This is a genomic window from Ruegeria sp. A3M17 (assembly GCF_003318255.1).
In the GTDB taxonomy this organism is placed as follows: domain Bacteria; phylum Pseudomonadota; class Alphaproteobacteria; order Rhodobacterales; family Rhodobacteraceae; genus Ruegeria.
Genome location: NZ_QOCF01000013.1, coordinates 1 through 14,457 on the forward strand (window position 1 = coordinate 1; position 14,457 = coordinate 14,457).

The 14,457-nt window shown below is 58.4% G+C and carries 18 protein-coding genes and 1 tRNA gene; 10 read left to right on the forward strand and 9 right to left on the reverse strand.

The window, feature by feature from the left end; genetic code table 11:
* The coding region (locus DS906_RS06550; RefSeq protein WP_199528497.1) for a hypothetical protein at positions 1–395 on the reverse strand (395 nt) is incomplete at its 3' end.
* Between the two features lie 241 nt (positions 396–636).
* On the opposite strand from DS906_RS06550, the gene DS906_RS06555 reads away from it, so the two are divergent.
* Together DS906_RS06555 and DS906_RS06560 are read left to right on the forward strand one after the other, a co-directional pair.
* The gene (locus DS906_RS06555) at positions 637–1,392 is read left to right on the forward strand and encodes a 3-hydroxyacyl-CoA dehydrogenase (RefSeq protein ID WP_113789417.1); all 756 of its coding nucleotides are present in this window, start codon (positions 637–639) and stop codon (positions 1,390–1,392) included.
* A gap of 9 nt (positions 1,393–1,401) precedes the next feature.
* Entirely contained in the window at positions 1,402–1,953 is a 552-nt protein-coding gene (locus tag DS906_RS06560) for a sugar O-acetyltransferase (protein ID WP_113789418.1), read from the forward strand.
* Here DS906_RS06560 and DS906_RS06565 read toward each other — a convergent pair.
* The 3 genes from DS906_RS06565 to DS906_RS06575 form a co-directional block, all read right to left on the reverse strand.
* On the reverse strand, positions 1,950–3,734 hold the full coding sequence (locus DS906_RS06565; RefSeq protein ID WP_199528505.1) for an ABC-F family ATP-binding cassette domain-containing protein: 1,785 nt from the start codon (positions 3,732–3,734) through the stop codon (positions 1,950–1,952). The two genes, DS906_RS06560 and DS906_RS06565, sit on opposite strands and share 4 nt — an antisense overlap.
* A gap of 91 nt (positions 3,735–3,825) precedes the next feature.
* Positions 3,826–4,560 (reverse strand): GNAT family N-acetyltransferase, encoded by a 735-nt coding sequence (locus DS906_RS06570; protein WP_113789420.1) that lies wholly within the window; start codon positions 4,558–4,560, stop codon positions 3,826–3,828.
* A gap of 98 nt (positions 4,561–4,658) precedes the next feature.
* Positions 4,659–5,132 (reverse strand): outer membrane protein assembly factor BamE, encoded by a 474-nt coding sequence (locus DS906_RS06575; RefSeq protein WP_113789421.1) that lies wholly within the window; start codon positions 5,130–5,132, stop codon positions 4,659–4,661.
* An 84-nt stretch (positions 5,133–5,216) separates the two neighbouring features.
* Here DS906_RS06575 and DS906_RS06580 point away from each other — a divergent pair, with 84 nt between their 5' ends.
* The 8 genes from DS906_RS06580 to DS906_RS06615 all read left to right on the forward strand — a co-directional run bounded on the left by DS906_RS06580 (position 5,217) and on the right by DS906_RS06615 (position 10,610).
* Positions 5,217–5,753: a DUF177 domain-containing protein gene (locus tag DS906_RS06580; protein ID WP_113789422.1), complete on the forward strand. Its 537-nt coding sequence runs from the start codon at positions 5,217–5,219 to the stop codon at positions 5,751–5,753.
* 206 nt (positions 5,754–5,959) lie between these two features.
* Complete coding sequence (rpmF, locus tag DS906_RS06585) at positions 5,960–6,166, forward strand: 50S ribosomal protein L32 (RefSeq protein WP_037316137.1); 207 nt, start codon at positions 5,960–5,962, stop codon at positions 6,164–6,166.
* Between the two features lie 24 nt (positions 6,167–6,190).
* Positions 6,191–7,279, forward strand: a complete 1,089-nt coding sequence (gene plsX, locus DS906_RS06590; RefSeq protein ID WP_113789423.1) for a phosphate acyltransferase PlsX — start codon at positions 6,191–6,193, stop codon at positions 7,277–7,279.
* Positions 7,280–7,300: 21 nt separating this feature from the next.
* Complete coding sequence (locus DS906_RS06595) at positions 7,301–8,272, forward strand: beta-ketoacyl-ACP synthase III (RefSeq protein ID WP_113789424.1); 972 nt, start codon at positions 7,301–7,303, stop codon at positions 8,270–8,272.
* 96 nt (positions 8,273–8,368) lie between these two features.
* On the forward strand, positions 8,369–8,671 hold the full coding sequence (ihfA, locus tag DS906_RS06600) for an integration host factor subunit alpha (RefSeq protein ID WP_058274526.1): 303 nt from the start codon (positions 8,369–8,371) through the stop codon (positions 8,669–8,671).
* A gap of 18 nt (positions 8,672–8,689) precedes the next feature.
* Positions 8,690–9,331, forward strand: a complete 642-nt coding sequence (locus DS906_RS06605) for a MerR family transcriptional regulator (protein ID WP_113789425.1) — start codon at positions 8,690–8,692, stop codon at positions 9,329–9,331.
* 61 nt (positions 9,332–9,392) lie between these two features.
* Positions 9,393–9,469: transfer RNA gene (locus tag DS906_RS06610), tRNA-Pro, on the forward strand.
* A 61-nt stretch (positions 9,470–9,530) separates the two neighbouring features.
* The gene (locus tag DS906_RS06615; protein WP_113789577.1) at positions 9,531–10,610 is read left to right on the forward strand and encodes a 2'-deoxycytidine 5'-triphosphate deaminase; all 1,080 of its coding nucleotides are present in this window, start codon (positions 9,531–9,533) and stop codon (positions 10,608–10,610) included.
* Between the two features lie 52 nt (positions 10,611–10,662).
* Here the strand turns inward: DS906_RS06615 and DS906_RS22160 are convergent, their stop codons facing one another.
* The 5 genes from DS906_RS22160 to DS906_RS06635 all read right to left on the reverse strand — a co-directional run bounded on the left by DS906_RS22160 (position 10,663) and on the right by DS906_RS06635 (position 14,446).
* Positions 10,663–10,833, reverse strand: a complete 171-nt coding sequence (locus DS906_RS22160; protein WP_158541293.1) for a hypothetical protein — start codon at positions 10,831–10,833, stop codon at positions 10,663–10,665.
* 63 nt (positions 10,834–10,896) lie between these two features.
* Positions 10,897–11,481 carry an SMC-Scp complex subunit ScpB gene (gene scpB, locus DS906_RS06620; protein ID WP_113789578.1) on the reverse strand — a complete coding sequence of 195 codons (585 nt, stop codon included), beginning with the start codon at positions 11,479–11,481 and terminating at the stop codon, positions 10,897–10,899.
* Between the two features lie 64 nt (positions 11,482–11,545).
* Positions 11,546–12,340 (reverse strand): ScpA family protein, encoded by a 795-nt coding sequence (locus tag DS906_RS06625; protein WP_113789426.1) that lies wholly within the window; start codon positions 12,338–12,340, stop codon positions 11,546–11,548.
* Positions 12,330–13,337 carry a beta-N-acetylhexosaminidase gene (gene nagZ, locus DS906_RS06630; RefSeq protein WP_113789427.1) on the reverse strand — a complete coding sequence of 336 codons (1,008 nt, stop codon included), beginning with the start codon at positions 13,335–13,337 and terminating at the stop codon, positions 12,330–12,332. The genes DS906_RS06625 and nagZ overlap by 11 nt, the downstream gene beginning before the upstream one ends.
* On the reverse strand, positions 13,334–14,446 hold the full coding sequence (locus DS906_RS06635) for an SPOR domain-containing protein (protein ID WP_233494714.1): 1,113 nt from the start codon (positions 14,444–14,446) through the stop codon (positions 13,334–13,336). The genes nagZ and DS906_RS06635 overlap by 4 nt, the downstream gene beginning before the upstream one ends.
* Positions 14,447–14,457: the final 11 nt, after the last annotated feature.

Consider the following 14,457-nt stretch of genomic DNA (forward strand, 5'->3'; position numbering starts at 1 on the left):
CCGCCGCCGCCGTTGTCGCCGGATCCGGTCTCACCGCCCGGGGTCGAGCTTGCTCCGTTAACTTGATCGTTGTCGCTATCTTCGCCGCCTCGGGCCACTACCGCCCCGATTGAAGCCGTGGAAAAGTCTGTCAACAATGCGGCCAATCCTGGGCATTGTTGACCCGTTACAGCCAGCGTCGATTCGAAATCAGACCGCCTTTGTAGTCGCTCCAGAAAACTCGGTGTCACTTGCTTGCAGTCACAGAGCGTCTGATAGTCGCCCGCATTCGCCGCAATTCGTGCCGTTCTTCCGTTGCAGACTTCCGGCGCAGCATGCGCTGTGGTCACCATCAGCGCTCCAACAAACGGGGAAACCACCAACAAAGAAACGCTGGATTTCTGTTTAACTCGCATCACTTAACTCCTTGCGCCTTAACACCCAAGTGCGTCAGGGTCTTCGGTTACAAAGTGAGAGCCGCAGATGAAGCGCAGGTAAGGACCTGCTGAAGATGCGTTAACAAAGGCTCGTCACCACTCATTACAATCAAACTCGACACCAGTTGTGACGGTTCTATACGCCCAATATACAAGATCTATCCCGACCACTTTATAAAAAGTGGCGAAAAAGTGTCAAAATCTTGGAGAGATACCCATAATGCAACTATCGACCACTGCCGCAGTCATCACAGGTGGCGCTTCGGGTCTGGGCGAGGCCACCGCCCGTCATTTCGCCGAACACGGTGCACAGGTTACAATCCTGGATCGCGACGCCGAGCGTGGCCCTAAGGTTGCCGAAGACATCGGCGGGCATTTCGCACAGACCGATGTGACAGATGAAAACTCAGTGGCGGCGGCAATCGAGCACGCAAAGAGCAAGATGGGCCGTATCACGGCCACTGTGAACTGCGCCGGGATCGCCTATGGGATCAAGACAGTCGGCAAGGATGGCCCCCACCCTTTGGACGCGTTTCAGCGCACAATCGACATCAATCTGGTGGGAACGTTCAATGTCTCGCGCCTGGCCGCAGCTGAGATGGCAAAGAACGAACCCGAGCCGGACGGCGCGCGCGGGGTGATCATCAATACCGCCTCAATCGCGGCTTTCGATGGACAAAAGGGACAAGCCGCCTATGCCGCTTCAAAAGGCGGTGTCGTGGGGATGACGCTGCCAATGGCGCGCGATCTGGCCTCGTCCGGCGTTCGCGTGATGACCATCGCTCCGGGGATTTTCATGACACCGATGCTGGCCGGTCTGCCCGAAGAGGTTCAACAACAACTGGCGGCAGATGTCCCCAACCCTGCTCGCCTTGGCGACCCGCGCGAATACGGGCGGCTGGCCGGTTTCATTGTCGAAATGGGCTACTTGAACGGAGAAGTCATCCGCATCGACGGAGCCCTTCGTATGCGTTAAGCCTGTCCCATGACAGAGCGGGAAAAGATGCAGTCCGGGCAGTGGTATTGCTGCCTGGACCCGGAACTTGAAACGATGCGTACCCGTGCCCGGCACGCAGTCCACGCACATAACACCTGCCCGCCAGATGCCCGGGGTGCCATGGCACCCGAGTTGCAGGCGTTGTTCGCATGCGTCGGGCAGGATTGCTTACTTGAGGCTCCGTTTCATTGCGCCTACGGGCTTAACATCCACCTCGGCGCGCGGGTCTATTTCAACGCCGGCTGCGTCGTTCTGGACACCGCACAGGTTCAGATCGGCGATGACACGATGTTCGGCCCGCATGCCCAGATCTACTGTGCTCAGCACGCCAAAGACCCGGCAGAACGCGCACAAGGTTTGGAAATCGGGATACCGGTGACCATTGGCCGAAACGTCTGGGTTGGCGGAGGTGCCATCGTGATGCCCGGCGTCACCATCGGCGACAACGCCATTATTGGCGCAGGCAGCGTTGTGACCAAAGACGTCGCGGCCGGAGAAACGGTCGTCGGCAACCCTGCCCGACCACTGGACCGCGCTTAGGTCTCTTCAGCCTTCTCCTCAAGTACCAGCCACTCTTCTTCGGCGGCGGCCAGTTTCTCATGCCGTTCGACCAGCGCATCAGTCGCCTTCTGGAACTTGACCGGTTCACGGGTGAACAACTCAGGATCAGACATAAGCTCTTCCAGCTTGCCAATCTCGGCCTCCAGGCGGGCAATCTCGGCAGGCAATTTTTCAAGCCGATGCTTTTCCGAGAAAGATAGCCCGGATTTCGGTTGCGCTTCCTGCCTTTGCTTTGACTTCGAAGTCTTTGCTTTTTCAGTTTTATTTTCCGCTACATCACCCCGTTGCGCGATGTAATCCGACCACCCGCCCGCATAGACGGTCGCCCGGCCATTGCCTTCCATCGCAATCGTCGTGGTGGCAACCCGGTCCAGAAAGTCCCGGTCGTGACTGACCAGCAGGACAGTGCCGTCATAGTCGTCCAACAGCTCCTGCAACAGGTCCAGCGTTTCGACATCCAGATCGTTGGTCGGTTCGTCCAGCACCAAAAGGTTCGAGGATTTGGCCATCAGTTTCGCCAACAGCAAACGCGCTTTTTCGCCACCAGACAACGACTTAACGGCTGCTCTTGCCTGAGCGTCATCAAACAGGAATTCCTTGAGATAACCAACCACGTGCTTAGGCTGACCCCCAACCATCACCTGATCCGCCTTGCCCGAGACCCGCATCTCGGGATCCCCGGTCAGGCTGTCCCACAGGGTCATTTCGGGATCCAGCTGCGCGCGAGCCTGATCAAACACCGCGACCTCAAGGTTGGTGCCCAGCGTCACTGTTCCCTCGTCGGGCTGTTCCTGACCCAGCAACATCTTGAGCAGGGTTGTCTTGCCCACACCATTCGGTCCGACAAAGGCAACCCGATCCCCACGCTGTGCCAACAAATCAAAGTTCAGAACGATCTGCTGCGCACCATAAGACTTTGATAAGCCCTTGGCTTCAATCACTTTTCGCCCGGATTTTGGCCCGCCTTCCAGCGACATCGCCGCTGATCCCTGACGTTTGATCTGCGCGGACTTTTCCGCTCGCAAAGCCTGCAAAGCCCGCACCCGGCCTTGATTCCGCTTGCGTCGTGCACTGATCCCTTCGACTGCCCATTTGGCTTCGGACTTGATCAGACGATTCAGCTTGTGGCGCTGTTGATCCTCTTCTTCCCAAATCTTGTCGCGCCAGGTTTCAAAAGCCTCAAACCCTTGCTCCTGCCGCCGTACCATGCCCCGGTCAATCCACAACGTCGCGCGGGTCAAAGCGCGCAAAAACGCACGGTCATGTGAAATCAGAACGAAGGCTGCGCGGGTCGAGCCCAGTTCGCGTTCGAGCCAAGCAATTGCTTCGATATCCAGATGGTTCGTCGGCTCGTCCAGCAGCATCAGGTCTGGCGCTTCGGCCATCAGCTTGGCCAATGCGGCCCTGCGACGCTCGCCACCCGAAGCGGTTTCAATGGGGCGGGAGGGATCGAACTTCAGCCCCTCGCCCGCGCGTTCGACCTTGTACAGCTCACCCGGCTCCAACTCGCTGGACGCGTAATCGCCCAGTGTCGCGAACCCTTCCATGCCGGGATCCTGCTCCATGTACCCAACAGATTTTCCCGGCGGTACCACGATGTCACCCTGATCAGGCTCAACCAGACCGGCCATGACTTTCATCAGGGTCGACTTTCCTGACCCGTTTCGCCCAACCAACGCGACGCGGTCGCCCGGCTGAACCACCAGGTCCAGCCCCGAAAACACCGGATCACCCCCGAAAGTCAGGGAAATGCCGGACATCTGCAACAAAGGAATTCTCGCCATGCCGCCAGCTAAACCGGTGGACACAAAGCGTCAACGCCCCTGCTTCACCTTTTCGAAAATACTCAATCTACCGGACCGGCGCGCGCAGCAGCCTTTTGCGGGCCGGGGGAATCGCTCCGATCTCAAGCCCGGTGAACACGTGCAGCGTATTCATGTGCCGATCCACCACCGCATGATCGCTGACCCAGCCGCCCATCATCAGATAGGTGCGCAACAAGGGGGGCATCCGCAACATCGCCTTTTTCACATCGGGCCTGCGCCGCAGGCGAGAGGCAAACTTGAATACATCGGGGGCCTTGACCCGCGGCAACCAACGCTTTGGCGCCAGATGCCGTTGCTTTAACATGGCAAAGGCGTCCAGATACTCGACGGTTTCGGTTCCTGCAAAGGATGAACAGCCGAACAACATCTTGACGTTATTCTGGTCCACGTAATTGGTCATCGCACCCCAGGCGACCCGCAGGATATCCGGGTCTGTCCATTCCGGGTGAATGCAGAAACGCCCCATTTCGACCATGCGGCCGTCGAACCCTTTGAGTGCAGACAGGTCATAGAACTGGGCAGAATAACTGCGGTCAACCTCGGCCCCGTGCTCCATTGTCAGCAACCTGAAACAACACACCAACTGTCCACCGGCGCGCGAATCCTCAACGAGGATATGCGCGCAGACCGTATCAAATTCATCCCGGTCAATCTGATCCGTCCCAAATGCCAGGGTTCGCAGTTTCTGCGCCGCCTCCACATCCTGTGGGGACTGCGCCAAACGAGCCCGGTATCTGCCCTTGCCCAGCAATAATGCCATGGTCGCATCCTCCGCGGTTGCTGACCTGCTTCATGTTGCAGCGGTTCTACCACAGAACATGTGACTGTCCTGTGACCGTAGCAAGAGGCGGTGCAGACTTAATTCGTGCCCGGAATGTTCGCAGGGTTGAAGTTTCCGATATTGCCCAGCAGCTGGCGCAGGAAGCCACGGTTCTGAACACTGGATTCGGTCACGCGGCGGTCCAGTACCACCACATATCCATCCTCAAGACCAAAACGTTCGATATTCCGCACAACACCACGCTGGTCAAAGCTGATCGCAACCAGTTCGCGCGACACCACTTCAGGGCGCTTAGGACCGTAATGGCGCACGCGAGAGCGGACATAGTAAAAACCCGAATCCTTCACCAGTCCGGCCGAGCTGGGCGCTCCGATGGTTTCAACAACACTGTCGCGGGTATCGACGCCCACTTTGATCTCAGCCAGTTGGTCAGCCGGCGGGACGTATCCGTGATTCTTGAAGATTGGCGTGCAAGCGCCAGCCGCAACCAAACAGGCCGCAAAGACAAGCCTTTTGGACGCCGGTTTCAACCTGTTCACAACCTTCAACATTTACATCCTCTTGCCTTGGGACCTTGCGGACCCTATCCGATTACATAAACCGCAGCCCCGGTTCAACACACGAAAGGGTCACGAATGACGACTAATACATCTCTGCGGGTGGCCGACCTGCCCCAAAACGCGCCCACACCGTTTGATCTGCGCCCCGATAGCAAGGGCCTGGACGCGATCAAAACCGAACTGGGATTGTTGGGCCTGCGCAAGCTCAGCTTTGTGGGTGACGTAAGGGCACAAGGCAAACGCGATTGGATTCTTGCCGGAAAACTGGGGGCGACGGTGATTCAACCCTGTGTCGTGACACTTGAACCCGTGACCACGCGCATCGATATCCCTGTGTCACGGTTCTATCTGAAAGACTGGCAAAACCCCGACGAGCCTGAATTCGAAATCCCTGAAGGCGATGAGACCGAAGCATTGGGCACGGAAATCGACCCCGCATCGGTGATGGTTGAGGCGCTGTCGCTTGCCCTGCCCCAATACCCGCGGAAAGACGGTGCGGAGTTGGAACAGACCGGCTATACTGAGCCGGGCAAACAGGCGATGACGGACGAAGACGCAAAGCCGTTTGCAGGACTGGCGAATTTGCGCGATGCTTTGAAAAAAGACGAGTGACATAGGTCTGATTTCCTGTCATAGCAGGCCTCCAGAAAAATCGCTTGAACATGCTGAGAATCGCAGTATTTTCGCGCGCTCATCGGAATTTGGGTTAGACATTGCGGGGCCCGTCCCCTAAACGCGCGTCAAACCACTAGAAAAACGAAGAATGAAACCCGGCCAGCAGCGAATCTGCTGACCCTTAATAGACAAAGGTTGAGACCATGGCTGTCCAACAGAACAAAGTTTCCAAGTCGCGCCGCAACAACCGCCGCGCACATGACGCTCTGGTTGCTGCAAACCCGAACGAGTGCGCGAACTGCGGCGAACTGAAGCGTCCGCACCACGTCTGCGCGTCCTGCGGCCATTATGATGACCGCGAAGTCGTCGCTCAGGCCGACGAAATCGACCTGGACGAAGACGCGGCCTAAGCCTCATAACTCGTAGGCCAAGGCATGACGGAACAGCCCACGAAAGCCGGACGGATTACCATCTCGGTTGACGCTATGGGCGGAGATTCGGGGCCCGCGACTGTTGTTGCGGGCATTGCCAAATCGGCAAACAAGAACCCCGATATCGCCTTCGTTCTGCACGGGCACGAGCAAAAGTTGCGCAAACTTGTCGCCAAACGGCGTGTCCTGCAGGGACGCGTCGTTTTTCGTGATTGCCCCGACGTGGTCACGATGGAGGACAAGCCCAGCCAGGTCGTTCGCAACGGCAAGCAGACGTCGATGTGGTCAACGCTGGAATCGGTACGCAAAGGCGAAGCCCATGGGGCTGTTTCCTGTGGCAATACCGGCGCACTGATGGCGCTGTCGATGATGCGTTTGCGCAAATTGCCGGGCGTGAACCGCCCGGCCATCGCGATTCTGTGGCCGTCGCGCAACCCCCAGGGCTTTAACGTGATGCTGGATGTCGGCGCTGATGTGCGGGCCGACGCCAAGGATCTGCTACAATTTGCGCTAATGGGGGCCTCTTATGCCCGCAACGGCATGGCGCTGGATCGGCCCCGGATCGGCTTGCTGAATGTCGGCACCGAGGAACACAAGGGCCGGGCCGAACTGAAAGAAGCCCATACGATGATCGCAGAATTCGCAGAACAGGCGAATTTTGACTTCGCGGGTTTCGTGGAAGGCAGCGACATTCCCGGTGACAAGGCGGATGTCATTGTTACCGATGGCTTTACCGGAAACGTCGCGATCAAAACCGGTGAAGGCACGGCCAGCCTGATCGGTGATCTGCTGCGCGAGGCCTTCAAATATTCCCCCCTGTCTCGGCTCGCATCGGTTCTGGCCATCACCTCGCTGCAACGATTGAAGAAACGCATCGACCCACGCCAAGTGAATGGCGGTGTCTTCCTTGGCCTCAACGGAACCGTGGTCAAATCACATGGTGGCGCAGATGCCACCGGAGTTTCGGCAGCGATCAAACTGGCCTTTACTCTGGCCGAGTCGGGTTTTGCCGAAAAATTGGCGGCACGGGTTGCATCAACAGCCCAGCTTGCACAAGATGCCGCGCACGTACCGCCAAAGGCGGGCGAATAACAATAAAGGCAGTACCCCCAAATGGCAGGCCGTTCAGTTGTTGTAGGTGTCGGACACTATTTGCCAGAGCGCATCGTTCCGAATTCCGAATTTGAAGAGACGCTAGATACGTCGGACGAGTGGATCAAAGCTCGCTCGGGAATCGAACGCCGCCACTTTGCCGCCGATGGCGAAACCACGTCCGATCTGGCGACCAACGCTGCCCTGGCCGCCCTGGTCGATGCTGGCCTGAAGGCCGAGGATATCGACGCCATCATTCTGGCGACATCAACGGCTGACCTGACTTTCCCTTCTGCCGCGACGATGGTGCAGGCGCGCCTGGGCATGACCCATGGGTTTGCGTTTGACGTGCAAGCCGTCTGTGCAGGCTTTGTCTTTGCCCTCAGCAACGCCAACGCTTTGATCGTGTCCGGTCAGGCCAAACGTGTGCTGGTCATCGGCGCCGAGACGTTTTCGCGCATCATGGATTGGACTGATCGCTCCACTTGTGTGCTGTTTGGCGACGGTGCCGGTGCATTGATTCTTGAGCTGCAGGACAGCGAAGGAACCGCACAGGATCGCGGCATTCTGTCGACCGACCTGAATTCTGACGGGCGCTACAAGGATTTGCTCTATGTCGACGGCGGTGTGTCGACCCAATCGACCGGGCATCTAAGAATGCAGGGCAATCAGGTGTTCCGTCATGCAGTCGAAAAGCTTGCGAAGACTGCTGAAACCGCCCTGGGGCGTGCCGGTCTGAGCAACGCGGACGTCGATTGGATCGTGCCACATCAGGCCAACATCCGCATCATTCAGGGTACTGCCAAGAAAATGGGCCTGCCGATGGAAAACGTCGTCGTGACGGTTCAGGATCACGGCAACACGTCTGCCGCATCGATTCCCCTGGCGCTGTCAGTGGGCAAACAACGGGGCCAGATCAAGACCGGCGATCTGATCGTGACCGAGGCTATCGGTGGCGGCTTGGCTTGGGGCGCGGTGGTTCTGCGCTGGTAACCGGCGCAAAACGGCTTACACAGCCTCGTGCAATTCATTGATATTGACAGCGAATTTGCCATCACCATATTCTCTAACATCAACAGGGGAAATGGTATGGGCGAAAAAACACTGACGCGAATGGATCTGAGCGAGGCTGTTTTCCGCGAGGTTGGCCTTTCACGTAATGAAAGTGCGCAGCTTGTCGAAAGCGTCTTGAACCACATGTCGGACGCACTGGTCCAAGGTGAACAGGTCAAGATATCATCGTTTGGTACGTTCAGTGTTCGGGACAAAACGGCCCGCATCGGTCGTAATCCCAAAACCGGCGAAGAGGTACCAATTCAGCCTCGACGTGTCCTGACATTCCGCCCGTCGCACCTGATGAAGGATCGCGTCGCCGCAGGGAATCGCAAGTAAGTTCGGGGCGAAACGGTCATGAGCAAGTCCCCCGACGCCTTTCGCACAATAAGTGAAGTTGCGGACTGGTTGGGCGTTCAAGCTCATGTCCTGCGCTTCTGGGAAAGCCGTTTCAGCCAGGTCAAACCCGTCAAACGCGCGGGTGGCCGCAGGTATTACCGGCCAAACGATATGCGCCTTTTGGGCGGTATCAAGAAACTGCTGCACGAGGACGGGATCACCATCAAAGGTGTCCAGCGCATCCTGCGCGAACAAGGCGTGGCCTATGTGTCCTCGCTGTCGCCCAGCTTGGATGAGCCCGCTGCACCTGAAAGCGCCCCGGCAGACGACACCGTTGTCGTGCCCTTTTCCGCCAAGCCTGCGACGCCCAGCGATCAGATAGATCTGGATCTTGGCGAACCGGCCCCGGCGGCCGAGGCGACCGCGCCAGCGGAACAAGCCCCTCAGGCCGACACGCCCACGCCTGCCCCGCAGCAACCACAAGCAGAGCCACCACAGCCTGCGCCCGAGTATCTGGATGAATCCCCCTTGATGGGCGGCATCGCCACACAAGCGTGGGAACGGACCGAGTTTGACGACGATCTTCTGCGCCGGATCGCGCCTATCGCCAAAGACTTGCGCGCTGTCATCAACCGAATTGAGAACCGGTCGGCAGGATAAGAAAAAAGGCGATGATTTCCTCTTGCCCCTGCCGGGAAAGTCTTTATGAACACCTCAACGTCGGGCTATGGCGCAGCCTGGTAGCGCGTCCGTCTGGGGGACGGAAGGTCGCAGGTTCGAGTCCTGCTAGCCCGACCAAATCACACCGACGTTTATGGCAGACTGGCCAGATCCCGCTCTGGCAACAGAGGGGATCGGAATGACAGGTGTATGCCCAAACCAACAGATCGAGGCGATGATCGGCCGCGGTGAGATCACCGCCAGCCCCGAGGTTATCCCGGCGCAAATTCAACCCGCCAGCCTTGATTTACGTTTAGGTACAGTTGCTTACCGGGTCCGTGCCTCGTTTCTGTCCGGCGAAGGACGCACGGTCGCAGATCGTTTGGCCGAGTTTGAGATGCACCGCATCGACATCACCGACGGAGCCGTTCTGGAAAAAGGCTGCGTCTATCTGGTGCCGCTGATGGAATCACTGTCCCTGCCCGCCGATACAAGCGCGGTGGCAAATGCCAAAAGCTCGACCGGGCGGTTGGATCTTCTGACCCGCACGATCACAGATGGTGGCACCGAGTTTGACCGGGTACCAGCAGGTTATACCGGGCCGCTTTTTGCCGAGATCTGTCCACGCTCATTCTCGGTTCTGGTGCGGCCGGGCATGCGGCTGAACCAGATTCGCTTTCGTCAGGGTCAAGCAGTGCTCAGCGATGTGGAACTGACCGCGCTGCACAACGACTCGCCATTGGTCGACGGACCGGCAGTCATTCAGGACGGGCTGGGATTCTCGGTCGACCTGCAATTGCCCGACACTGATCTGGTTGGCTATCGGGCCAAACCGCATACCGGTGTGATTGATCTGGACCGGATTGGCGAATATGACCCGCAAGAATACTGGGAAGAGGTGCGCACCACCGATGGCCGCATCATCCTGGACCCCGGCGCATTCTATATCCTGGTCAGCCGCGAGGCGGTCCATATTCCCCCCATGTATGCGGCTGAAATGGCCCCCTACCTTGCAATGGTAGGCGAATTCCGGGTGCACTATGCCGGATTTTTTGACCCCGGCTTCGGTCACGCCGCAGCGGGCGGAGCGGGATCACGTGGCGTGCTGGAAGTACGCTGCCACGAAGCCCCCTTTGTTCTGGAACACGGGCAGGTCGTCGGGAGGCTGGTCTATGAGAAGATGGCCGAAATGCCGACACAGCTTTACGGAGCAGGCATCGCGTCAAACTATCAGGGACAAGGGCTGAAACTGTCCAAACACTTCAAGGCTGTTGGCTAACACTACTTGACCTGGCGCACATGTGGGCCACGCGCTGCGCCGGGCTTACCTGCTAGGCTTGACGATTGCTGTCGTCATTTGTGCCCGAGTCATGAGGCACAGCCGATCTTTGTTTCGGCTTTCCCATCCGGCCCGCCACATCAAAACCCTTGTCGATTCCTTTGTTGACGACCCGCCGCATGATCTGGCGGATGATCATGTCGATGATGCGATTCATATTCATTGCTCAACTCCTCAGCTTGGCCACAACATAGGTGATTCCAACGGCAACAAAAGGGCCAAGTGATCACTCTTCCTCGAACAGTTCGGTCTGATCCTCATCTTCGTTGTCATCACGCCCCTCGCCCAAGGGGATCGTGCCCGGGGGCGGCCGGTTTTCCAGCAACCCAGCAGCCCGCAATTCCTTTAGCCCCGGAAGATCGCGGGCATTTTCCAACCCGAAATGATCCAGAAACTGTGGCGTCACAACAAAGGTGACCGGACGGCCTGGTGTCATCCGGCGGCGGCCCAGACGGATCCACTCCATTTCCAACAGTTGGTCGATTGTTCCGCGCGAAACCGAGACACCCCGGATCTCTTCGATTTCAGCCCGTGTGCAGGGCTGATGATAGGCCACGATGGCCAGCGTTTCGATGGCTGCACGGCTCAGCTTGCGGGTCTCGACCGTTTCCTTTTGCATCAGAAAGCCCAGATCGGGGGCGGTGCGAATAGCCCAGGATTCGCCCACGCGGACGACATGGATACCGCGGCCTTCATATCGTTTCTGCAGAATTTCAACCGCTTGCGCCGCGTCGCTGCCATGGGGCATACGCGCCTCAAGATCAGCGATTGTTACCGGCTCGGAACTCGCGAACAGCACGGCCTCGACCATGCGTTCCTGTTCCGCCAGGGGTGGCGCTTCGAACAGAGTGCCGGTGCCTTCGTCTTGCAGTTCTTCAGTCACGTGTGTCAGTCCTTTTGCGCAAATGGATCGGAGCAAACGTCTCGGTCTGCTTCATCTCCATATGTCCTTCTTTCACCAGCTCTAGCGAGGCGGCAAAGGTCGCCGCCGTGGCCGAGCGGCGACGCACCGGGTCAGCGTCCCAGCCCTCGGGCAGATAAGATTCCATATCCGTCCAAGCCCCGGCAAACCCGATCAGCGGGCGCATCCGCTCTAGCGCCTGTTCCATCGTGAATACTGAATCGCGGTCCATGACAAAGGGGCGGAACTCGTCGCGTGTTCGGATACGGGCGTATCCCTGCATCAGATCCAACAGCGTGGCAGAGTACGTCACGGTGCGGATACGGGTGATATCCTCGCCCTGCCCGCGTTTGAAGAAATCGCGCCCCAGCTGGTCACGCGCCATCAGACGCGCGGCAGAATCGCGCATAGCCTGCAAGCGTTCCAACTGGAACGCTAGGTGCGCGGCAAGTTCCTCGCCCGAAGGACCATCGTCATCCGGGTCTGGCGGCAACAAAAGCCGGGATTTAAGGAAGGCCAGCCAGGCGGCCATGACCAGATAATCCGCCGCCAGTTCAATCCGCAGCGCGCGCGCCTTTTCCACAAAGGACAGATACTGCTGCGCCAGCGCCAGTACCGAGATTTTCCGCAGGTCGACCTTTTGGGTTCGCGACAGGGTCAACAATACATCCAACGGGCCTTCGAACCCGTCGACATCAACAATCAGCGCCTCTGCCGCAAGACGATCCGCGACCGAGGCCGGGTCTTCGCTGAAGAGATTATCGTTCATATACCTGCCCGCCCATTAGGGCAGATAGTTCCGCTTCGGCCGCTTGGATGTCAAGTTCCACAGGCTTTTGTCGCATCGACAACGCCCTTTCCGCGCGTTTTTGTGCTTGCGTGGTCATTTCTCCGGCGGCTTCCAGCACCTTGGCGCGCGCGTCGAACGTTCCGTTGCAGTGCAGAACTACGTCGCACCCCGCGGCCAGTGACTGACGCGCAATGTCTTCGGGCGCGCCACTCAGAGCTTTCATCGAGATATCGTCGGTCATGATCAATCCATCAAAACCGATTTTGTCGCGGATCAGTCCGATCATCGCAGATGAAATCGTGGCCGGTTGCGGATCAATCCGGTCATAGACCAGATGCGCGGTCATCCCCATCGGCAGATCGTTCAGCCCCCGAAACGGCTCGAAATCTGCCTGCTCCAACTGGTCTTGGGTCAGGTCCACATGCGGCAGGTCGTGGTGGCTGTCCAGTATTGCCAAACCATGCCCCGGCATATGCTTGAGCACCGGCAGAACACCCCCGTCCAGATGCCCCTTGGCAACCGCGCGCCCAAGAACCGAAACCCGTTTAGGATCAGAGCCATAACAGCGGTTTTTCAAAAACGCATGGGTATCGTCGCGCGCTAAATCGACCATCGGGGCGCAGTTGCTGTCAATGCCAAGCTCGAACAGCTCTTTTGCGATCAGTCGATACCGCAGATACATGGCGCGTTCTGCTTGATCCCCGGCGCGGCCTGCATGATCCAGGGGCGGCATCCATTCGCGTGCCAATGGCGCGCGCAGACGCTGTACACGGCCACCTTCCTGATCGATGGTGATAGGGCAATTGCGCCCTACGGCATCACGAAAGTCATCGCAAAGGGCACGAACTTGTTCAGCTGTATCAATGTTTCGCGCAAACAGAATGAACCCGAATGGGTTCATCTGCTGGAATAGTCTCTTTTCCTCTGACGTCAGGCGCAGCCCTACGGCATCGGTGATCGCAGCGCCGAATGTCACCGAACGGCAACCGGGATACAGTCTGCACCTTGTGCGACCAGAGCGGCACAGAACTGACGCGAGTCGCTCAGGTCATCAAAGCCAAGAACACGCAGACGATAGAATGTCCGCCCACCGCTTGAGGTTTTCTGGATAACACGTTGTTTTCCATCCATATACTCGTCAAAACGACCATTCATGCGATCCCATTCCGCGCGGGCCACATCCGAGCTTTCATACGCACCCAGCTGGGCCATGCGCGTGCCTTTGGACAGGGTATTCGGATCCACGTCCACCCCAACGGCAGCTTTGACAGCGGCGTTGATCGCAGCTTCGGTACCGCTGTTGGATGAAATCCCGCTTGGCGTCGCCCGGGCTGGGCGCGTGGACGGACGAAGGGACCGGCGGACACCGGGCAGTGCCGCCAGTTCCGGGTCCGGCAATTGTGCGGCCAGATCAGCAGGATCAATGGCGGGCTCTTCCTCGGGCAGTGCCAACGAGGCGAGTTGCAAGCCCTGCTCTGCCGGTTCATCCGCTTTCACCGACCCACCGGCCAATTCTGCAACCAGGGCATCGACCGTATTTTGGCGCAGCTGCGCGGCCTCTTGATCCGAGATCTCTTCTTCGACGACATGCACGGCCTGCGTCGGCTTCAGCGGCTCAACAGGCGTGTCTTCGTCTGTAAGCGAAACCGGGCGCGGCGCGAGGATCAAGCGATCTGCTGGCGGCGCTGCCGTTCCAACGGCGGCCACGGCATTGACGGCCAAACCCTGGTGATCGGCCGGGGTGCCGCCGGGGTTTTCCGGCTGAATGCGCATTGGCCCCTCGATGGCGCGAACAACAGGCACGCCACTAACGTCGCGCATCACCAGTTTGAAGCCCCAGACGCCGATCCCGGCGACCAATGCCAGCGACGCTACTGCACCCATGACGTTGACGATACGGCCTAATCCAGCCCCTCGCGGAGCCTGTTCATAGCCATAGGATTCATCGGGATACTCATACCCATCCTCAGGATGTGGCTGATTCGTGTAATGCATCTCCTCGGGGCGCATCTGCCCCGAGTAATCGTAACTTGCCATGTCCGCCTCACCGCCCGATTGCGCCCTAAAAAGTGGCGCGCGGGTCATTTCTTGCCTAC